Source organism: Vibrio sp., from assembly GCF_047973365.1.
In the GTDB taxonomy this organism is placed as follows: domain Bacteria; phylum Pseudomonadota; class Gammaproteobacteria; order Enterobacterales; family Vibrionaceae; genus Vibrio.
The window spans coordinates 41,385-62,790 of sequence record NZ_JBKEBW010000050.1 but is presented as its reverse complement, the minus strand read 5'-3'; the positions used below and the strand labels follow the sequence as shown (position 1 = coordinate 62,790).

The window sequence follows — 21,406 nt, the reverse complement described above, 5'->3', positions numbered from 1 at the left end:
TTAAACAAAAAAGTATTAATTATGGATTCGGACGACCGAGTGGAAAAGCCATTGAGTCTATATCAGCAGAAATTGACAGTCGTTACAGGCGTTAAGTTGGCTATCGTGATTCATGCTGAAGAAGAGTTTGACTGGAGCTCAGGTTTTTACCGATCCAATAATCAGGTAACACATACAGACGCACTGATTCAATTTATTGATGACATTCTGAAATTGGGCGGAAAAATCACATTGGCAATGGGGTACCCGTTTGTAACCAGTGCTGGAGGGAAAAGAGTCGTAGAATACTGCAAACATACAGCCAGAAATGAAGTAGAATTCGCGGCGCACCTACACCCATGGGTTTGTCCCCCTTTTGACGATGATAGTGATGAGGTCGCTGAAAAATTCTCTTATCCTGGTAATCTGCCAAAGGATTTAGAGTATAGAAAATTAAAAGTATTAACAGCGGCCATTGAACATATTACGGGTAGTCGTCCTAAAACTTATGTTGCTGGTCGGTATGGTTCTGGAATTAACACCCATAATATCTTAAAAAAATTAGGGTACACACTGGATTTGAGTATTAATGCGTATTGTGATTATACTCATCAATACGGGCCAGACTTCAGTCATTATTCTAATATGCCGTTTTGTGTCAACGGTATAATGTATCTTCCACACACCAATTCTATACTGTCTATTTCCCCAGTAATTACTCGGATTCTAAATAAGCGACCTGAGTTATACAATCAAATACAATCTCACTTTTTGACTCGGATGTTAGGAAAGTTATTAAGAATTAAATGTCATCGCCTGACTCCGGAAGGGTTCACACTTGAACAAATGAAGCAGGTCACTGAAGCTCAACTGGATATTGATCAAAAAGAGTTTGTTGTCTCTTTTCACTCGCCGAGTTCAATGGTGAAGTTAACTCCTTATGTAAGAAATCGTAATGATCTTATCGCCCTTAAGAATAATATTCATCAATATATCTGCTGGTTTAAAGGTTTAGAAAGTGCCCAACTAGTTAAGGCTCAGGATTTTGTAGCAACAGGAGAATCTTCAAATCATAAAATAGGAAGATCTAACAATGAGTTATTCTAAAAAGGTATTGAGTGCAACGTTTTTTAACTTTGTATCCAAAGTGCTGGTGACATGTTTAGGGATGTTCTCTACGCTTATTCTGGCTCGTTTATTGACACCGAATGATTTTGGTTTAGTGGCTACAGCAAGTTTAGTGACTTCTTTTTTTGAACTGTTATCCCGTTTAGGAACAGAGCAGTATTTGATAAAAACTCAGGATTTGGATGATGATGATATTAATACAGCCTGGACCTTTCAGTTAATAACTAAAATTTTGATTTCACTGCTTATATTTTCTTTTTCGACTAATGCCGCCTCATTTTTTAATGAGCCGGAATTAGAGGATGTTTTAAAGGTGTTGAGTTTAATTCCGCTCATTATTGGTTTGAGTAACATTGGGATAATTTTGGCCAAAAAGAGCATGGAATTCAAGGAAATCATGAAATTGGAAGTTATCGTCAAAATTTTCAGTTTCATTGCTACCGTTGTCTTGGCTTTTTTGATCAAAAATTATTGGGCTTTTGTATTCGGAAACTTGGTTAATTTCATTGCCTATTCAGTTTTAACTTACAAATTCTTTAGTTATCGCCCACGATTTTCTTTATCATGTTTATCCAAACAGATATCTTTTTCTCAATGGACCTTTCTCAAAGGTATTGTTAATTATACCAGTGGTAAGGTAGATCAAATATTTATTACCAAATTTCTCGGTGTTATTGAGCTAGGAGCTTTTTCTGTTTCTCAACGAATTGCAGAAATTCCCAGAGTGTTATTTTTATTTCCTATCAAAGATTCTGTTTTCCCGGCATTAGGGCAGTTAGTTAACGATAAAGAAGAGTTCAAAGAAAAAGTGCATAAAACACTTTTTATCAGCATATTTATATCTTTACCGATTTCAATGTTATTAATTTTATCGGCTTCTTCTTTAGTTGAACTTCTACTAGGTAGTGCAGATAAGTGGCATTTGGCGACTATGATTCTGCCATATTTTTCTTTATTAATTGTCATCTTAAATTTTAATGATTTTTCATTTGGTGTACTTACTCTATTGGGTGAGGTTAAGTGTCTATTTAAAATTGAGATTTTTAGCACATTAATATCAATAGTGACTTATTTTTTGGGGTTGAAATTTTACGGTTTGATAGGGGTTGTGGTTGCAAAACTACTGGTAGACACCATGGTGTCATTTATTTTACTCTTTGTTCTTAAGAGCAGTATTGGTTTCTCGATTCGGAGGTTAATTGTTTCATATATACCAGTTGTTGCTTGCAATTTGATGGCATTTTTATTGTGTTTATATATAAGAAATAATGTCTCTTTAAGTCATTTTGATTTTTTTAATGTTGTCTTTATATCATTTGTGTATGTGATTGCTCTCATTTTTTTAGTTATTGTTGTAATGCTAATATATAACAATGATGGCGATTGGAAAATAATTAAAAACACCTGCTATAGTCTAACGTCGATTTTTATTGGGAAAATAAGTAAAGTTAAAGTTCAATAGTTATTAGTTTTCTGGTGCTTTTTCTAAAGGTACTATGCAACTATTTTATTTTGCTAATGAATGAGCTGCACAGTGTTCTATAACAAGAGCTGGTGAACCGGTTTGTACCAATAAAGTGAATTAAAGCCATAGAGGATTGTGGCTCATTGGTTTCAGGAAAACGATAGTTTTGATATTTAGGCCAAGGTAATACCGACGATTCAAAGCTTTTGGAAATTAGACACAGAGTGGTGACTTGCTCACTTCCCCATTGCTTCCATTTGTCTTTGCCGATTTTCTCTTCAATTTCCAAAGATAACTGAATAATATCATTTTCATTAAATGATTGTCTGGGATAGCCACAAAATCCAGCACAGCCTCTTAAGTATTTTATATTGGGCTTGAAGAAGTTCAGATCTTTGAAGTGTAACTCTGCGGACGGTTGTACATGTTTGCTCGTCCATTGTTTGATGATTGCGTGTAAATACTCCGTGTCTACAGGCTCGCTCCATTGATTGCTGCCTATAACAAAACCGCTATTTTTTTGTACTTTACTATTAATTTCCAACATTGGGCCTGTTACAACAATATCTGAGTCAAGCTGTATGACATAGCTCGTTTTTACCAGTTCAACGATACGGAACAGTCTCTTCCAGGAAATATAACTTGGGCAGTTGTAAGTGTTCACTTCCTGAGCTTGGCTGATTGCTAATCTGGGGACATGATGCTGTAGTAGGTTAATATCGCTTGCAGTCAAAGATCCATCGTTAATAACTTCTATTGACCCATATCCAAACTGGTTCATAAACGACTTTATTGCAACCAAGTACATTGATACTGCATTGTGCCCAACCATAGATAAAATGGTTACTCTCTCGTCGTAAACGTATTCAATTGGCATCGTTGTATTAATTTTTTTTACAGTGGCACTAAATCTATAACCTTCGATTTTTTGCAGTATTTTGTTAAGCATTTTTTCCCCTTAATGTTGAAAAGAACTTGAATAGGACGTGGCGTTATCAATGATGATTTAAGTAATGGTTTGCCTGGTAGTAATCTTGAGGTATTCCAATGTCGATGAAGTAAGTATCGACATGACTGGCAAATGCATTCAGACCCTTATTGACTTGTTTTTCTAAATAGTCTTTTTCGAATGAAAATGTGTTCAGTTGAGGAAAAGTCTCTTTTATTTGCTTTTTCACTAGGTAAATCCCTGCATTGATATACCCTGCGTGACCAAGCTGCTTTTCTTCGAATGTTACGATTTTATTCTTGTTATCAACAGTGACTCTTCCATAGCGCCCAGTGTCATCCATCCGTTTCAACGCCATGATAAGTTCCGCTTGTTTATTGTAAAATTCCAGCAGCATGCTATCTAAACGATATTCAAAGTAGGTATCCCCGTTGAGGATTAAAAAAAAGCTCGATTCCGTTGCATCATTTTCGATAAGTGCTTGCTTTATGGCGCCACCAGTACCCAGTGGTTTGTCTTCAATTGAGTAGCTAACAGCCAACTCACGGTAGCGCTGACCAAAGTGGTCCATGATGATTTCTTTACGATATGAGACCGCCAAAATAACTTTGTTAATGTCCTGAACAATCAGATAATCAAGCAGGTACTCCAGAAAAGGGCGCCCTGCAACATCCAGCATTGATTTTGGTAGTTGGTCGTTGGTCACTGCCCTCAGGCGTGTACCTAACCCACCGCATAGTATGATCGCCGTAACTTGATTAGGCTCTATCACTAAAATACTCCTGTTCAACATAGCCACAGATCATATGACCAATCAGGATATGAGATTCCTGAATTCTAGGAGTATGGCTGGACGGCACTCGTATACAGATATCGCAGTAATCTGCAATTATTCCGCCACTCCCAGCCAAGCCAACGGTGGTTAGACCCATAGATTTTGCCTGAATCATCGCCGCCAAAATATTTTTAGAATTACCTGATGTACTGATACCGATAAAGATATCACCTACTTGAGCATTGGCTTGAATCTGTCTGGCAAATAGTTTTTCAAAGCCGTAATCATTGCCAATGGCTGTTAATATGGAGGTATCGGTTGTTAAAGCCAATGCAGGTAGTCCCGGACGGTCAAATTCAAAACGGCTGACAAACTCGGCTGCTATATGCTGCGAGTCCGCAGCACTACCGCCATTGCCGGCAATCATAACTTTGTTACCTCGTCTGTAGGCGGCTAAACATAATTCGCTGGCTTTTAAAATGCCAGATAACGCGGCTTCATCTCTAAGCAATGCCTGTTTGGTCTCAATGGAATTAATAATGTTTTGTTGAAAATATATTAGACCATCCATATCGGAGTTCCTTGTTAAGTAATGCCGTAAGGCTGCTGAAGGACTATTAATATAGTGAGAAACTTTAGTTAGCTATTGAATATTAATCTTATTTTAACTTTAAACGGTTATCAATCCGTATGAATTCATTTTATGGAATATTATAGCTTGATTAATTCTTTGGTTGATTTCTTATTTATATTTAACTAATCGGATGATAAAAACACTAGTGCTAAAGTATTATTTTTGTCTATTTATTCCATTATATATAGGACGTAGGGAGTCGTTGATTGCTATTAGCTATTGGTAATAAAACCCATACGTTGAAGTAATTTGTTGGATTTAAATGGCAAAAATGCCAAAGAGAGTAAATCATTGCGTTCTACAGCCCATTTAATCGCCACAGGGATGAAAACGGCTAATGCTAAACAAACAAAAGCTAATAACACCAAATTGCTTTTCTCAACAACATTGGCAGAGAAATAGCTAAATAATTTATACATTATAAAGTCATGAAATATGAGTATATATAAGCTTGCCTGGCCGATGCGCAAAGGTATAAAACTAAGCCAGTGCTTTTGACAGAGAGCGTAAGATAGGCTAATGATCATATAGATGCCACTAAGTGCACCAAGGGTTGCATATATCGGGGCACTGTAAACTCTTCGGTTCAAGTCAATGTGGGCATCGGTAGTCTGAACAATGAACACAAACAGAGCGATCGATAATGCTAAGATCCATAAATTAGGCGTAAAGTTCATTAAATGCGCTTTGAGTAGATGACCGAGTATAAAATAACAAGATGAGACTAAAATGATATCTGCCGAAAATGGCAATCCTGGAATGGTGAAAGATTGCGAGAAAAAGGCGATGTTTTTATTCCAAAAGTAATCGGTCCAGATACAGCCGATAACTAAAAATCCGCTTATTATCGCAATGATACTTAATGGCGGTAATTGTGCTAAGCCAATATAACGAAAGAGAATATACGCAAAAACATAAACAGCAAACAGGTGGGGTAAGAACCACATAGGATACCATCTAATCGTATCCGCATTACCATAGAGTATTCCTGCAAATTGGCTTATCAAGCCATGTTCACCGGCCACCATGCTGGTGAAAAGTAACAATAACAACACTGAAAAATAGGGCTTTAGTAACGCTTCAGACTTCTTCAATAAAAAGACTTTTGGGTTAGCAGTCCATGAGAAGAAGATACCCGACAATAGAAAAAACAGCGGCATCCGGAATAGCGACATCGGGTCGACAATTTCCGGGCAGTAGATCCTTAACTTGCTATGGAACATAGCAACCAAGGTAATAGATATTCCTTTTGCAATATCTATATGTTCGACTCTGCTCTTCATTATCAATCCTTAATATACTCTTGCTATTTGAAGCTGCAATTGCGTTGGCTGCGCTCCAAATAGTTTGAGTACAGCAATGGCGATTTCCCTTGTTATCACTCTTTTGCGGAGTATCTTTTGCGGACTATCGTCAGACCCGCCAAGACTGGGTTCCTTGCTGGGTAAAGCGAAATGGTTGTACTTTTCCGTCCAGCTCGCTAAGGACTCGTTCTACCTGAACACGACGAATAGGGTCGACAAATAACATCATAAATCCGCCTCCACCTGCACCACTGATTTTGAGCGACTTGGCCCCAGCACTGAGTACTTTGTCCGCAATGGTTTCAATATGCTGTGTTGATATAGAGCTGGAAGTGGATTTTTTTGCAACCCACGCTTTCTTAAACAGTTCAGACATGCCATTAATATCTGATCGCAATAAGCACTCTTTCATCGCATAAGAGAGCTGTTTGACGTCGTGCATCGCATCAAGCGCTTTACTGTTGTCTGCCGAAGTACTTTTAATCTGATCATCTATAATTTTTGCCGATGATCTTGAAACACCGGTGAAGAAGAGTACCAACTGGCTTTCCAGCTCATTAATGATGCTTTGTCGAATACGTAAAGGGTTAACAATGACGCGTTCATGCTCGTAGAACTCCATAAAGTTAAAACCACCGAATGTCGTCGCATACTGATCTTGTCTTCCTCCTGCTAAATGGCAATCAATCCGTTCAATCTCATATGCCATACGAGCGATATCGTATTCACTCAGTGGTAGCTGTAATAATTGCTGGTAGGCGCTGATGATAGTGACAACCATGGTTGAGGAAGAACCTAAGCCACTGCCGGGAGGCGCATCAGAATAGGTGTAAACTTTGACGGGCAGTGGTTCATTATCGTGATAGTCTCTGACGATTCGGTTGTAGACCGCTTTATGCAGAATTAAATCACCTTCCGGTTTTAGATGTGCGGCTAAAGGGGAATGAAACTCTTTGTTGATATCCTGAGCAATAAAAGTAATACCATTTTGTGGCTCAACTAACTCTATCGTGCAGTTCGCATACATATTGATTGTGGCATTTAACACACAACCGCCAAAATTATTACAGTACGGCGAAAGGTCTGTGCCTCCTCCCGCAAGTCCTAATCTGAGAGGAGAGCGTGAACGAACGAGCATAATATAAATTCTCCTTATATTAGAACCAAATTTAACGTTGTTTTATAATTAACTTGTAGTAAGTTAATAGTAAATATTTCTGTGTTTACACTAGAAACAAAACAAAAAGAAATCTACTGTATTTTTTATTTCCAAACTAATACAAAATAATTAGACTTTATTTAATGCAAAAGGATTGTATGCAAGTAAATAAAACACATATATGCCACTTGGTATTTAGTTTTGAGGTGGGTGGGTTAGAACGAATCATCGTTAATTGTATTAATCATCTCAATAATGAGACGTTTCACCATACGATTATATCTCTGACTGAAGCCGGAAGCTTTATTTCACAGATAACTGTTCCCATCGATCATTATTGTTTAAATAAAAAATCAGGAAAGGATTTTTCTATTAATCTTAAGCTATACCGCTTGTTGAGAGAGCTGCGGCCGGATGTGTTACACACCTATAATTTAGGGGCGATTGAATACCAGTGGATAGGTCTTCTTGCTCGTGTTCCGATGAGAGTTCATGCTGAGCATGGTAGGGATAGCTATGATCCGAACGGTAGCGTGACTAAATATCAGTGGCTGCGAAAAATATGCAGCTACCCTATCCATAAAATTGTCACCGTCTCGCAGGATCTGCATAACTGGCTCGCGAAGGACGTTGGACTTTCAGGAAACAAATTGCGTTTGATTGTTAACGGAGTTGATACGAACTACTTTCACCCTGATCTTTTCGACGACAATGAATTAAATGTATTACAAGGAAAGTTTATTTTCGGCCATGTTGCTCGTTTACACGCAATAAAAAATCAAATATTTATGCTTGAATCTTTTCTCTTGGCATGTCAAAGGCTTGAGGTATTTAAGGAAAACTGTGTGCTGGTCATTATTGGAGATGGTCCCGATAAAGATCATTTATCGAGATACATTGTTGATCATCCCGTATTGGAAAATAGAGTTTTTTTGCTTGGAGAAAAAAATAATGTCAGAGATTTTTATCGGCAGTTTGATATTTTTCTAATGTCATCAATTGCTGAGGGCATACCTATGACATTACTCGAATCCATGTCGATGTCTGTACCCCATTTGGTCACTGATGTCGGGGGGATTTCTGAAGTTATCATCGAAGAGAAAACTGGATTGTCTGTACCTTCAGGTGAGATCACCGCCTATTGTCAGGCAATGATTAAGTTATTTAATAACAGAAATAACAATATTGAAATGTCAAAGTACGCTCGCCGGCAAATAGTTGAAAGATTCAGTCAGGATAAGATGGTAAAAGCTTATCAGGACATCTATTTGGGCAATGATTTAACAATAAATTAGCCAGTAAATATAGGGAAATACTTATGATAGATAACTTAGCTTTTTTACTATCAAATTTGGCAATAGTGATAAGTATATATTTTATGCTGAGAGCAGAAAGAAAAGATAAACCACACAATAGTAAGCATAACCGCCGTGCGTGATTTAATTATCTTAGTGGTCTTACTGGCTTTTATTCTGCCAGGATTGACGCGGCCATACATGGCTTTTGCCGGATATCTGTGGGCTGACCTCGTAGTGCCTCAGGGACTTGTCTTTGGCTTTCTAGCAGGCAAGCCGATTTCTATGATAATGGCTTTAGTTTGCTTTTTGAGTCTATTGTTGGCGGGAAAAAAACTCCGTTTCCCTCTATCCAAAAATATTCCAGTGCTGTTTGTTATTTTTCTTATCTGGATAACGTTAACCACTTTGCACGCAAGGTTTCCTATGGCGGCATGGATTAAATGGGATCCTTCGTTTAAAACATTGCTGATGGCATTTTTATTAATGTTTACCATCACAACCCGCAAGCAACTCGAGTTCGTCGTATTGGTATTTTTCTGTTCTATCATGTTTTACATGGCATCCGCGGGACCTAAAACAATTTTGAGCGGTGGGGGATATGGGGCACGATTGATTCTTAATGGCTCAAATTTCGGCTTGTCAGAAAGCTCGACTTTGGCCTGTGTCGCCGTGATGACATTGCCGATTATACTGTATTTGAATAAACATATTTCCCTGATGCCCTTTTTACAAAACAAAAAAATCATATGGCTACTCACAGGCATTTTATGTATTACAACGGTTGTTGGAACCACAGCGCGAACAGGATTGGTGGCATTGGTCGCTTATATTGGTATTCGTTCATTTAACTTGAGAAATATGATTAAGTTGCTTCCGCTTGTCCTAATCGCTGCGGTGGTGATTTCTCAGGTGGCTCCGCAGTCATGGTTTGAGCGAATGGGGAATACCACTGCATCACAGCGAGTGGCGGTGTGGCAATGGACTATGGATTATGTGGCCGATAAGCCCCTGATGGGCGGTGGGTTTCAAAGCTATTTGGATAATGCCGGAGAACTGGGGCGGTATGATGATAAGCTGGTCGACTTTGTTGGTGTACGAGCCTTTCATAGCATTTATTTTGAAGTTTTAGGTGAGCATGGCTATGTTGGTTTATTGATCTTTCTCGGGTTAATTATTGCGGCAGTTCGCCTTAATCACTCACTGATAAAACGTCATGATATCGATGATAAAACCAAAGATTTTTGCTTGGCGATGAATCACGCTATCTATATATACTGTATTGGTGGCTTATTTATAGGCGTAGCTTTTAAGCCAATCATTTATCAATTGATTGCTATCTCTGCCGCTCATCACACTATAGCGAACAAAGAATTCGACGAGAAAGCTATCGATGCGAAAAAACTTTGATACCCTCACCGGATTACGAGGAATACTGGCGTTATGGGTCGCTTGCTATCATCTCATTCCTCAGTTTGTACACACTGTACCTAACTGGGTGATAGATATTGCTGGTCTGGGATATATCGCGGTTGATTTCTTTTTTGTACTGAGTGGGTTTGTCATTGCAATGACCCATCAGGAACAACTGGCTCTGTATCCGAATCGGCACAACTTGTACTCATTTTACATTAAACGTATCGCGCGAATTTATCCGCTACATCTAGCGGTGATGTTGCTTTATCTCGTCTTACCAGCTGCTTATTTTTATACAGGGAGAGCACTTCCAAGCGGTGGACGTTATGATGTCACTAATTACTTCATGAGTCTGATGTTAATGAATAACTGGGGATTCTCTCAAACGCTGAGTTGGAACGTGCCGTCATGGTCTATCAGTGTTGAATTCGCCAGCTATCTGGCTTTTCCTTTCATTACTACTTATCTGAACCGTATACGTAAGCGCTATTTTCCCCCAATAGTTATCGGGCTGTGCTGTGGTGCGATTTTGGTGATTTTCAGTCAAAAAGGTGCCACGAATATTGGTGAATTCATTCCGTTACTCGGTATGTGGCGTTGTCTGTTTGAGTTTATGCTTGGCACGGTCATTTTCAGTTTGTATCGTGATGGTCTTTTAAATCCGCTAGCCAAAAAGAATTTACTTATTAGCATGGGCATTCTGCTGTTCATCGCTGTTCTGCTGGAGTTACCCAACTATAGCTGGATACCACTGTTTATGGTGCTGTTTGTGAGTTATTTTATCTGTTTAGAGTCTGATGCAGATGTCAAAGTCCCCAGATGGCTTCTATGGTTGGGGAATATAAGTTACTCGGTTTATCTTATTCACTATTTAACAAAAGATATTATGAAGTTGTTTTTACAAACAGAGCAAGCACCATGGGATTGGTTATTGCTCTATTTTGTTATCGTATTAGGTGGTTCTCACTTTCTTTATCACTACTTAGAGCTTCCGGCTAAACGCTGGTTAACCACGAAACTGATCACTAAAGAAGATAATCAAAGACAAAAACGAGAGCTAAGCAATTAAGCATTATTGATTACGACGGCTTATACCGTCCTAGGTAAAAATATGATCGTATTGGGCATTGGTGGAACAGCGAATGGGCATCGAACACAAACACGCCTTATTTGTTTATAAAAACGCCTTCCATGGGGCTCCGCTGAGCCATCCCTGGCTCAGAGGGTTTGCTTATCGATGCCCATTCACTGATCAGAAACTTTTCCACAATGGTATTAATGAAACTGTCTGCATTAAACCGGCTATATTAAATTAGGCAGTAGTTAATCACATCAAACATACCGTATAGGCTGTTTGATCGAATATGTTTGGCTTTCTTATATTGATAAATCTCACTGATATTGGGTGGTAATTGATTGAAATCATTCACTTGATTCAGATACTCCCGAATACAACTCTGTTGTAGGTGGCGCAAGCTGTATCTGTGGATCCGTCTTATGTAAAGCCTGATGTTATGTAAGGAGTCCGGGGTAAGACGGTGGTAGAAAAAATCTGCGCCAGCGCTGCCAACCAGGTAACCACTCACCACACCGTTGCTTAATTTGAAGTCATGACTTGCTACCCATGCCAGAAGGCTGTCATCTCCGATGAGACCGACGGGCAACCGAAATTGCTGGCTTGCTACTTTGTTTAAAAAATTGGGGGTGAGTGCGTAAAAATTCCCGCTGAGAGCATCGCCTGCAAGTGTTCGTTTTATCGTGGTTTCGGTGGTATTGCCTTTTGTCCCCGGCACTCCCGCAATAGCATAAGCAGCAGGGGAGCTTTGGTAGGTATTTAGCAAAGAGATGATGGATTGCTCTGCAATAGTACAATCGCCATCAACAAATATGCTCAATGATTTACCGCTGGCGTCATCCAGAGTGATCGCGTAATTCCAAGCATTGGCTTTATCACCAAGTGGTAATTCATAGGCTGTCCAAGTCGCAAGTTGTTTGCAGTAGGATTTGGCAATCTCGTATGTATTATCCGAACAACCATTAGCAATGATGCTGACTACAGCATCAGAATGACAAGCCAATTCCAGGGCGAGCTTAATAGAATTAAGGCATTCCTCGATAAACAGTGCTTCATTATACGCCACGATATTGACTCGGATTGGCAGTGTGTTTTCTGGCATATGACTTCCTCAAGGTTGTTGAATAATGGACACCCATTGACGAATAATGATGTCGGGTGAATAGATGGCGGAACGCTGGTAGGCGAGATCACTATACTTTTGGCGTAATTGGCTATCTGCTATGAATTCTTCAATAGACTCCGCCAAACCTTGGATATCACCAGATTTCACAAGCCGCCCATAGTCGTTAGCAATGATTTCTGCAGGGCCCATTGGGCAATCGTAGGCTATAACAGGTAATCCTTGTCCCATCGCTTCAATCAGGGTCAGGCCGAAACCTTCATATCGCGAACTTAATACGTAGATTGCGGCTTGCTGATACTCTTGTTCTACTTGTTTGCTTTCGGCAATGAGCTGCACGCAATGTTCGAGGTGATGTTTAGTTATCATCATCTCAAGTGCGGGTTTTGCACTTCCATTGGGACCGACGATTCTCAAGATCCAGTTTTTGCGGTTAATTTCAGGAATATGGCTCCAGGCCTGGATCAGGAGATCAAAACCTTTTTGCTCCGTCATTCTGCCCATGGCTAATACTATGTTTTGACGGTTGGAATTATCGATCTGTTTTGCTCTTGGGACGGGTAATGGGTTAGGAATCACAGCAAGTTTGGCGTGATTGGTATTGAGCTTGTCGACCCAATGCTTTTTATCCGATTCAGTGAGCACAATAATTTTGTCACACAGCAATGATGCTAAGCGTCTTCCGAACCAGCGACTGCCGAATGTGGTAACGATTTGTGAATTGAAGTGCTCCCAGCCGATGTGTTTTTTACCTAGCAGAGGTATTGATGAAAACAGACACATCTGAGTATCACAGCTAATATAGAGATCCGCGCAGATACTTTTCACCTTTTTGCCAATAACGACAGGCAAAGCGAGTTTATTGGTTAAAGAGGGTTCTTTTTCAAATAGCCGCTCTGTGGTGACTTGTCTATCCAGCAAAAAAAAGGGCTCTTTGTTGGCTTCTGTTTGGCTAATAATGGTTATTTTATAACCTAGTCGGCTTAATTCGTTGCAAATGAGAACACACATCCTTTCGGTGCCACCGAGTTGAGTAATGTCATTAATCAGGAAGGCGATGTGTTTTGTTGTCGGTTGCTTATCCATAGTAATCCGCTTATTGAGAGGTAATATTTTCTGGTTACGCTTTAATACCATCCTGGAAAACTTTCTGATCAGTGAATGGGCGCCGATAAGCAAACCCTCCGAGCCATGGATGGCTCGGCGGAGCCCCATGGAAGGCCGCTCTTATAAAAAATAAGGCGTGTTTGTGTTCGACGCTCATTCGCTGTTCCATCGATGTTCAATCTGATCATATTTTTACCTAGGATGGTGTAACCTCGGATGTTTCGGGCCTGTAGTCGAATAAGTGGGTAATACATTGAGCGTTTTGTCGCCAGGTTAGCCCGCGTTCTTGAATGGTCTTCTGTGCGCCGAGTTGCAGTTGTTGTCGCAATATATCGTCGCTTATGATTTTTTTTATACTCTCAATCATATTGCTCTGGTCGTTGTGATTGAACAACACAGCATTAACATTATCGACCAGAAGCTCTTTGATGTTGGGCGTATCCGGAGCCACGATGGCTTTGCCTTTAGCGAGATATTCGATCAGTTTAAGTGGTGATGCCCAAGGGGTTACGGCGGGTTGAATCGCAATATCGATTTGGTCTAGCCAATAGGGCATATCGACACGCTCTACCAACCCTGTGATGTGAAAATTGTTTTCAATATTTAAGCTTCGGGATTGATGTATAAGTTGCCCTGCCACCGGCCCGTCACCAACAATCAAAAATACCAGCCCCGGATTGTTTTCTCTTGCTATGAGCGCCATGACTTCATCAAGAATGTGCCATTCACGGCAAAATCCGACAAAACCGATAACGAGTTTGTGTTGATATCGTTTATCTCGATTACCTTGATCCGAAGGATAGAAGCGATCAGGGTCGATACCATTAGGTATCACCGTAATACGATTGCTCGTAACCCCCGCCTTGGTAATGTAGTTAGCTAAAACCTGCGTCACAGGCAATACGTGGTCCGCATTACGCCAAGTATAATATTCTGACCACTTGGCCAGTTTATCCAGTGCTAAGCCGCCATATTTCTTGCGCTCGTCATAGAGGGGCGAATTCACTTCGAGCAATAGTTTTAGTCGAAATAACTTTTTGGCCCATATCCCCGCGGGTAGATATAAGTTGTACCGCTCGTAGATACCATCCGGACGATGCCTGATGATGGCGTGGCATAGCTTGAAGAAAACCCAAAACGCATAGGTAAATTCTAATAGCTCAGAAATGATTCGCGGTACGTTTGACCTGATTTTGGCTACCCAACCACCATCGTTACCAAAGTGGGCATTTTCAGCCACCTGAGGTGAAACCATAATAATTTCATGTCCCATCGCTTTAAGGGCTTTAATGATTTCCTCAATATGTACATATTGTCCGTCTTTAGAAGCAATGCGATGGTGATAAAGTATTTTCATTATTTTTATTAAATCCTATTTATGAGACGATCTTTAAGGTCTAAATTTGAAAAAAGTATTTTTTGGATCGTTATATTTCATTATGTGGCGAAATTGTGAAACAAGTATTTTTATTAATTGAAATACTGGTCGATGGCTTAAACTATGGAAATTATATTGATTGTTTCCTATTGTGCTTTCAAAACTGGGGTCTTCATAAGCGAGTGGTGTTTCGGGATGTAGAACCTCGATGCCGAAATTTTTTATTTTTTCCCAGTCATCAGATAACCAAAAAACTTTATTTAGACTGGATATTAATCGTACTGCGGAACGATTTGCCATATACGCAACGGCACCACAGTAGTTTATGTGGTCATTGACACCAAACTGGACGCCATTAACGTCTCTTTTATCATGTAGTGGTTGTTTAAGTTTCTGCAATTTAATGGTGTTTTTTCTTGTGTGGCTATGACCTAACAAAAGAATCGTCGGTTTGTCTAAGGTTATCGTGTCTATATTGTTTAAAAAAATATTAAGGGAAGGCTCTGCTGTAATATCGTCTTCAAATATGACTAGCCATTCATCATGCGAATTGTTGTTGACGAATTCCTTTATAAGCAAAAAATGGCTAATGGAACAGCCGATTTCGCTAGGCATCAGTTTTCTGCCATAAACAATAGTGGCTATCGTAGAATCAAAAATATTTTTTTGTTCATCGTTGTTGATATCTATTGTGTTGATATCTATGGCATTAAATATAGTATACGATATTCCTTTTAATCTTTCGCCAATGGTATTTCGCCGAATACAGTTTTTTAGGGATATGACTTTAGCTAACATATGATTTCCTTATCTACTAAATAATAACCGCTAGATAATTAAAAACATCAGGGGTTTATTTGCTAATTTCTCTCTGCTGACGGAGCATTTGTTTAAATATACTCACTTGTCCCTGTGAGGTTGAACTCCAATCAAATTGTTCTGCGTAGCGTCGAGTGAACTCTCTTTGCGGAAGGGCATTGAGTAATTGCTTTAACCCCTGAGCTATTTGACTGGCTTCGCGCTTGACTAACTTACCCGCTATCGCCGTTCTTACCACCTCTGGTGTTCCCCAAATATCGGTTGCTACCACAGGGGTGCCGCATGCCATGGCTTCTAGAAGAACATTTGCCCAACCCTCACGACTGGAGGCGAGTACTAAAACGTCAGAGGCTCCGTAATACAGGGCTAATTCCCTTTGGCTAATACTGCCGAGAAAGATAACTCTGCTTTCTAAACCGATTTTTTCGACCAAATGGTGAAGGTTTTTCTTTTCCGGACCATCACCAGCAATAAGTAGCAATCCATTGGCAATTTGACTGACTGCTTCAATTACCAGATGGTGACCTTTACGTTCAATCAAGTGTCCGGTGGAAATAATGATTGATTGTTTTTCCGGCAGATTGAGTTGTTGCCTGAGTTGTTGTTGACGCTGTTTGTTTGAAAACGTGAATAGATCTAAGTCAACGCCATTTCTCAATGTGGTGACCTTTTCCGGATTGGCTCCTAAGCGGAGCATTTCTTGTCTTAGCGCTTCGCATACCGCCATATTATGGCCGCTGGTTTTCAGTACATGCTGGATCTGCTTTTTAGGCTTTTCAAACTGAGGGATCAGGTTGATATCTGTTCCTCTGGCGGTCACGGTAAATGGCTTGCTCAATTTTTTTGCCGCCATTTCAATGGCCACTCCGTCAGGGTAAAAATAGTGACCGTCTATCAGGTCGAAATCATAGCCACTGGCGATGATCTTTTTTGCCTGTCTATAAATCGCATTGGCGAGTGTTGTTGGTGTTAATGTCATGCCTATTTTGGGAATCACAAGATATCGCGGGTGATAGACTTCAACGCCATGTCGAACTTCAAACATGGGTGCTTTTGCATTTTCTGCATAGCCACCAAATACACGATGTGTAAACGGGAAATAAGGGATAGGTGCAATCACTTTCGCTTCGATATCAGGATCATGCTGCATTAAATGGCGAAGGCGTGTTTCGACGAAGATGCCATGCTTTGGGTTATTCTGATACGGAAATAACGTACTGACAGTGAGTATTTTCATTATTGACACCGATTGAGGAATTGACTGAACATCAGCAGGCACCAGAGTGAATCACCATGATCGCTACGACCACTGATATGTTCATTCACGAGTTGTTTTAAACGCTGAGGAGCAAAATAGCCGCTGTCGAACATCGTCTGCGATAAAACATTCTCTTCTAGCTTGTGTTTTAGAGGGCCTCTGAACCATTGCGATATCGGAATACTGAAGCCCATTTTGCGGCGGTAAAGGATGTTATGATCCACATAAGGTTCCAGAGCCTTCTTAAATGCATACTTACCCTGATGGTTACGTATATTGTCTGAGCTGTTAATCGCAAAGGCCCATTCCATCAGTTTGTGGTCAAGTAAGGGGGCTCTTACTTCGAGCGAATTGGCCATGCTGGCGCGATCCATCTTGGTTAAAATGTCTCCGGGTAGCCAGGTTTTTATATCGAGATATTGAATGAACTTCAGCGGATCGTCCGTTGGTGCTTTCATGGCGTGATGCTTGATGATTTCATTTCCTGAATAACCACTGAGCGAGTCCAAATATTCTTTTGTAAATAGTTGCTGCCGTTGCCCTGCTCGTAAACGGGACATGGTATTGCCATACGCTTCGACAGAATTCATTGCCAACGACTGAAAAGTTGTTTTAGCCCGAAAGCGCTGCGGCGCCCAGTCTGCTTTCGGGTAGATCTTGCCCAAAGTGCCAAACAAGGGTTGGCGAAACGCGTGAGGCAATTTATTGCGTAAACGGGCTTCTGCAAGTTGTAATCGATGTCGGCGGTAGCCGGCAAAAATTTCGTCTCCTCCATCACCAGACAGCACCACTTTGACCGATTGCCGTGCCAACTGACATACCCGATAGGTCGGCAGAGCTGAGCTGTCTGCGAAAGGTTCATCATAAATGTCCACCAGTTGGTCGATAAGGTCGTATTCCTGAGCCGAAACCACTTTGCTTAAATGGTTTGTGTGGTAACGCTCAGCAATTTGCGTCGCGTATTCACTCTCGTCAAATGCCTGTTCGTCGAATCCGATTGAGCAGGTATTCACAGCTTCGTTTTGCAAACCGGCCATTAACGCGACAATGGCACTGGAGTCGACACCGCCGGACAAAAATGCGCCAAGCGGCACATCGGCTAACATGCGAAGTTTTACCGCTTCCTGAATTCGCTCAATCAACTCACCTTGTGTTTGTTCCCAGGATAGAAACTGCGCCGGCGCAGGTAAATCCCAATATTCGTTTTGCGTGACTTTGCCTTGTGGAGTGAGTAACAGGTAATGCCCTGCACTGAGCTTATGAATATTTTTATAGGCGGTATAAGGATCCGGAATGTAGCCAAACATCAGGAATTCCTCAGCCATTTGATTGCGCAGTGTTTTATCCACATCTGGGTGGGCAAGTAATACTTTTAATTCAGAAGCAAAAATCAGTTGTCCTTTGCTGGTCACGGTGTAGTGCAGTGGTTTTTTACCCACACGGTCACGTGCAATAAACAGTTGCTTTGTCTTTCTGTCCCAAACGGCAAAAGTATACATACCCCGAAATCGCTCCAGACATCGCACTCCCCACTCTTCCCAAGCATGCACAATCACTTCTGTATCCGATAAGGTTGAAAACTGATGGCCGAGCTGGCTGAGTTCCCTCACCAAGGGTTTGAAGTTATAAATTTCGCCGTTAAAAACCACACAGACAGATTCGTCTTCGTTGAATACGGGTTGGTGCCCGCCGGACAGATCGATAATCGCAAGACGTCGGTGGGCGAGTCCAACGCATTCATCAATAAAAAAGCCTTCATCATCGGGGCCCCGGTGGGCTTGGACACGATTAATTTGTCTAAGCAGCTCTATATCGATGAGTCGAGCCTGTTGCAAATTGAATATTCCTGAAATTCCACACATAACGACTTAATTCCTTTATAGCTTGTTCGATATCCAGTCACTGGCAAAAATTTGCAGATCATGCTCTGAATAAACCGGGCTTGCGATAGCGTTAATCTGGCTAAAACCGGGTTCTCCTGAAAGTACAGACACGGTTTTCTGCAGCTTGAGACGTAATTTATTGTTTGAACAGCTATCGTTGATGCAGTACCAATACAAAATTTTCATTTTTTGACCAGAGTGGTTGACGACTTCAAGTAACGTTGCCGGAAATGATGCACCATTGAATGAGCTTAAACGGATCGTTTTCTGCCCCAGCAGAGACCAGTACTCTTTGTTGTATATCTGATTCTCATAACTGATTAATTCGCCTTTCTTCTGATATAGGGAGTAAAGTGCGGTAAAAATTTCGGTGTCCTTATTATTGGTCTGCAGAAGTCTGGATTGTTTGGCTAATGGGAAGTGGATCCCCCAATCTGAAGATGCAATCTGAGTTGTATTTTGCGGCTGATTAATAGGGTGACGCAGTACCTGCTCTTTAGATTCAATGGAATGGTTCCACAGTTGTACCCCAAGCATGATATCCACCAGGATGATTATGGTTGCAGTGATTTGGTCGCCACTCGGTTTAACGTCGTGGGGCTGTTTAGATACTGGGGAGAGAGAAGCTTGATCTTGGGATATATCCTGAAATCGCCAGGAAAATAACAACATCATCGCGATGACCAACGCAAAGAATAGCCAACCATAAATGAGGTGGTCTGCTCCGGTTGCGTATTTCATACCACTCAGGTAACCAATCATAATGATGCCGTAAGCACGTATGCCATTCGCCAAAATAGGAAATAGGCAAGAAAACAGGACATATAGAAAGAATTTCCATTTTTTGACAAAAAAGACATGAGCGAATAAGGTGCCGAGCGCAATACTGGATATTAAAAAACGGATACCAGAGCAAGCTTCAGCAATTTCAAACTGCCCATTGGGCAGCGTTAAATAGAGTCCTTCTCTGAATACGGGAACGCCGGACAACCGTACCATGACGACCGAGAAGTGCGCGGTTACGCTCTGGAGCAATGGAATTAATTCTTCACCAAACGGAATACAAAATCCGAGGTAAATCAGTGGAAAGGCGAGTACCCTGGCCAGTGGATGTCCAATGAGTGCCCAGAGGATTAATTGCAGGCTGGTCACCACCGCAACGTGTTCAAAAAAGGCAATTCCAGCCGTGCGTCCTACTATCCAAAGTAAACTTGGAAAGATCACCAGTAATGCCGGCAGAAAGGCAATACTCAGCGGCGTGTTGCGGATTTGTGGTTTTTTTTGCCATACAAGCCACAGGCAGATGGGAATGATCAGATAACAATGTTCGTAAGTTTTTGATTGCGCCCACACGCCAACCATATTGTCGATGGATTGCCAAAAGGCTAATAACCAGACAAATAATGGCAGAGTGAATCTGGTGACCAGATGAACGCTATGACTCATACTGTTTCTCTAAATAGCTGAGCAGTGAGTTCAGTTTGGCATCCCAGCTATAGTGACTTTGTAACCAACGGCGTGAGGTGGTTGCTTTCCTGGATGCCTGGCTTAATAAATCTTCCGCCCACTGCTTTTGCGTTTCTGCCGAATCAGAAACAAACACGGCTTCTGTCGGGTAGTTATCGATCCCTTCGATACCTAATCGGGTGGTAATAACCGGACGTTCCATCGCCATTGCTTCAAGAATTTTATTTTGAATTCCGCGGGCGATTTGCATTGGTGCAACAGATGCTTTCGCATAGTACATATAAGGTCTGACATCTTCGACTCGTCCGGTAACAACCACCCCGGGTACTTGTTGCAGATTAAGTACATCTTTGCTTGGCGATGAGCCGACAATGTAGAAATAACTGTCCGGGTGCTTACGGTGAACATCCCGCCAAACATTATTCACAAACCATTCCACAGCATCCGCATTCGCCCAATAGTCCATAGCACCAGTGAACACCAGAAAATTCTGGCTATTTAATGGATAGTTTTCAGCCAGTTGGTGCTGAGCAGAAGGGGAAAAAAATTCACTATCAAGACCATTGCTCAGTGTTTGAATTTTATTTCTCTCCTCAGGTGAAAGCTGGGAGCGAAATAGTGCGGTTTCAGTATCAGAAATAAAGCAGCTGATATCACAGCACTGAGCAACGTGCCTTTCGTATTGCTCCAGAGTTCGGTGTTCACGGTTGTACACCCAGCGCATCACTCCGGATGACTTTTGCGCGTATTGTTTCCATTTATCGGAATCGATATCAGCAAAGTGCATAACTTTATGTAGCTTTGGGACTCTAGCATTCAGCACATATTGAGCCATACATCCTGAGTAGATAAGCGCTTTTTCAATTTGATTCTCGTCGACAGTCCGCTTTACCCACTGCTGCATTTTAGAACTGAAATAGTGCGGCAGTGTTATTGGGTCACCGGAGAAGAAGGCTTGTAGCCCTTTAACTTTGGCTAACTTAGGATGCAAATCGACAAAAAAAGCTTCTTTACATAAGGCTTGTACATTTTCTTTATACTTATGGTCAAAAGGGTCATCAATAAAACACCCCAGATAGATCTCGTAGTGCTGATTAAGAAATCTGAGAATATTGCAGGTGGTTATTTTATCTCCTTTATTTGCAGGAAAGGGGATCCGATGACAAAGATAGAGTAATTTTTCTTTCATAGT

The 21,406-nt window shown here is 41.0% G+C and carries 18 protein-coding genes; 5 read left to right on the top strand and 13 right to left on the bottom strand.

The window, feature by feature from the left end:
* Window positions 1-39 precede the first annotated feature (39 nt).
* On the top strand, window positions 40-1,086 hold the full coding sequence (locus ACK5MF_RS07235) for a hypothetical protein (RefSeq protein ID WP_416920771.1): 1,047 nt from the start codon (window positions 40-42) through the stop codon (window positions 1,084-1,086).
* On the top strand, window positions 1,073-2,569 hold the full coding sequence (locus ACK5MF_RS07230) for a lipopolysaccharide biosynthesis protein (protein ID WP_416920769.1): 1,497 nt from the start codon (window positions 1,073-1,075) through the stop codon (window positions 2,567-2,569). The genes ACK5MF_RS07235 and ACK5MF_RS07230 overlap by 14 nt, the downstream gene beginning before the upstream one ends.
* A 40-nt stretch (window positions 2,570-2,609) precedes the next feature.
* Here ACK5MF_RS07230 and ACK5MF_RS07225 read toward each other — a convergent pair whose 3' ends face one another.
* The 5 genes from ACK5MF_RS07225 to ACK5MF_RS07205 all read right to left on the bottom strand — a co-directional run bounded on the left by ACK5MF_RS07225 (window position 2,610) and on the right by ACK5MF_RS07205 (window position 7,372).
* Complete coding sequence (locus tag ACK5MF_RS07225) at window positions 2,610-3,521, bottom strand: hypothetical protein (RefSeq protein WP_416920767.1); 912 nt, start codon at window positions 3,519-3,521, stop codon at window positions 2,610-2,612.
* A gap of 46 nt (window positions 3,522-3,567) precedes the next feature.
* Complete coding sequence (locus ACK5MF_RS07220) at window positions 3,568-4,293, bottom strand: nucleotidyltransferase family protein (protein ID WP_416920765.1); 726 nt, start codon at window positions 4,291-4,293, stop codon at window positions 3,568-3,570.
* On the bottom strand, window positions 4,280-4,867 hold the full coding sequence (locus ACK5MF_RS07215) for a D-sedoheptulose-7-phosphate isomerase (RefSeq protein ID WP_416920763.1): 588 nt from the start codon (window positions 4,865-4,867) through the stop codon (window positions 4,280-4,282). The genes ACK5MF_RS07220 and ACK5MF_RS07215 overlap by 14 nt, the downstream gene beginning before the upstream one ends.
* A 275-nt stretch (window positions 4,868-5,142) precedes the next feature.
* Complete coding sequence (locus tag ACK5MF_RS07210) at window positions 5,143-6,213, bottom strand: acyltransferase family protein (RefSeq protein WP_416920761.1); 1,071 nt, start codon at window positions 6,211-6,213, stop codon at window positions 5,143-5,145.
* Between the two features lie 130 nt (window positions 6,214-6,343).
* Complete coding sequence (locus tag ACK5MF_RS07205) at window positions 6,344-7,372, bottom strand: hypothetical protein (RefSeq protein WP_416920759.1); 1,029 nt, start codon at window positions 7,370-7,372, stop codon at window positions 6,344-6,346.
* A 179-nt stretch (window positions 7,373-7,551) separates the two neighbouring features.
* On the opposite strand from ACK5MF_RS07205, the gene ACK5MF_RS07200 reads away from it, so the two are divergent.
* From ACK5MF_RS07200 to ACK5MF_RS07190, 3 genes are all read left to right on the top strand, one after another.
* Entirely contained in the window at window positions 7,552-8,688 is a 1,137-nt protein-coding gene (locus ACK5MF_RS07200) for a glycosyltransferase (RefSeq protein WP_416920758.1), read from the top strand.
* Window positions 8,689-8,823: 135 nt separating this feature from the next.
* Window positions 8,824-10,098, top strand: coding sequence for a putative O-glycosylation ligase, exosortase A system-associated (locus tag ACK5MF_RS07195; RefSeq protein WP_416920756.1), 1,275 nt, complete (start codon window positions 8,824-8,826; stop codon window positions 10,096-10,098).
* Window positions 10,082-11,173, top strand: coding sequence for an acyltransferase family protein (locus ACK5MF_RS07190; RefSeq protein ID WP_416920754.1), 1,092 nt, complete (start codon window positions 10,082-10,084; stop codon window positions 11,171-11,173). The genes ACK5MF_RS07195 and ACK5MF_RS07190 overlap by 17 nt, the downstream gene beginning before the upstream one ends.
* Window positions 11,174-11,411: 238 nt before the next feature.
* Here ACK5MF_RS07190 and ACK5MF_RS07185 read toward each other — a convergent pair whose 3' ends face one another.
* From ACK5MF_RS07185 to ACK5MF_RS07150, 8 genes are all read right to left on the bottom strand, one after another.
* Window positions 11,412-12,281, bottom strand: coding sequence for a glycosyltransferase (locus ACK5MF_RS07185; RefSeq protein ID WP_416920752.1), 870 nt, complete (start codon window positions 12,279-12,281; stop codon window positions 11,412-11,414).
* Window positions 12,282-12,290: 9 nt separating this feature from the next.
* Complete coding sequence (locus ACK5MF_RS07180) at window positions 12,291-13,388, bottom strand: glycosyltransferase family 4 protein (RefSeq protein ID WP_416920750.1); 1,098 nt, start codon at window positions 13,386-13,388, stop codon at window positions 12,291-12,293.
* A gap of 217 nt (window positions 13,389-13,605) precedes the next feature.
* Window positions 13,606-14,766 carry a glycosyltransferase family 4 protein gene (locus ACK5MF_RS07175; RefSeq protein ID WP_416920749.1) on the bottom strand — a complete coding sequence of 387 codons (1,161 nt, stop codon included), beginning with the start codon at window positions 14,764-14,766 and terminating at the stop codon, window positions 13,606-13,608.
* A 33-nt stretch (window positions 14,767-14,799) separates the two neighbouring features.
* Window positions 14,800-15,585: a glycosyltransferase family 25 protein gene (locus ACK5MF_RS07170; protein WP_416920747.1), complete on the bottom strand. Its 786-nt coding sequence runs from the start codon at window positions 15,583-15,585 to the stop codon at window positions 14,800-14,802.
* A 55-nt stretch (window positions 15,586-15,640) separates the two neighbouring features.
* The gene (locus ACK5MF_RS07165; protein ID WP_416920745.1) at window positions 15,641-16,843 is read right to left on the bottom strand and encodes a glycosyltransferase family 4 protein; all 1,203 of its coding nucleotides are present in this window, start codon (window positions 16,841-16,843) and stop codon (window positions 15,641-15,643) included.
* On the bottom strand, window positions 16,843-18,726 hold the full coding sequence (locus ACK5MF_RS07160; protein ID WP_416920744.1) for an XrtA/PEP-CTERM system amidotransferase: 1,884 nt from the start codon (window positions 18,724-18,726) through the stop codon (window positions 16,843-16,845). The genes ACK5MF_RS07165 and ACK5MF_RS07160 overlap by 1 nt, the downstream gene beginning before the upstream one ends.
* A gap of 15 nt (window positions 18,727-18,741) precedes the next feature.
* Window positions 18,742-20,193: an exosortase A gene (gene xrtA, locus ACK5MF_RS07155; protein WP_416920742.1), complete on the bottom strand. Its 1,452-nt coding sequence runs from the start codon at window positions 20,191-20,193 to the stop codon at window positions 18,742-18,744.
* Window positions 20,183-21,403, bottom strand: coding sequence for a TIGR03087 family PEP-CTERM/XrtA system glycosyltransferase (locus ACK5MF_RS07150; RefSeq protein ID WP_416920740.1), 1,221 nt, complete (start codon window positions 21,401-21,403; stop codon window positions 20,183-20,185). Before ACK5MF_RS07150 ends, xrtA begins: the two co-directional genes overlap by 11 nt.
* Between the last annotated feature and the right edge of the window lie 3 nt (window positions 21,404-21,406).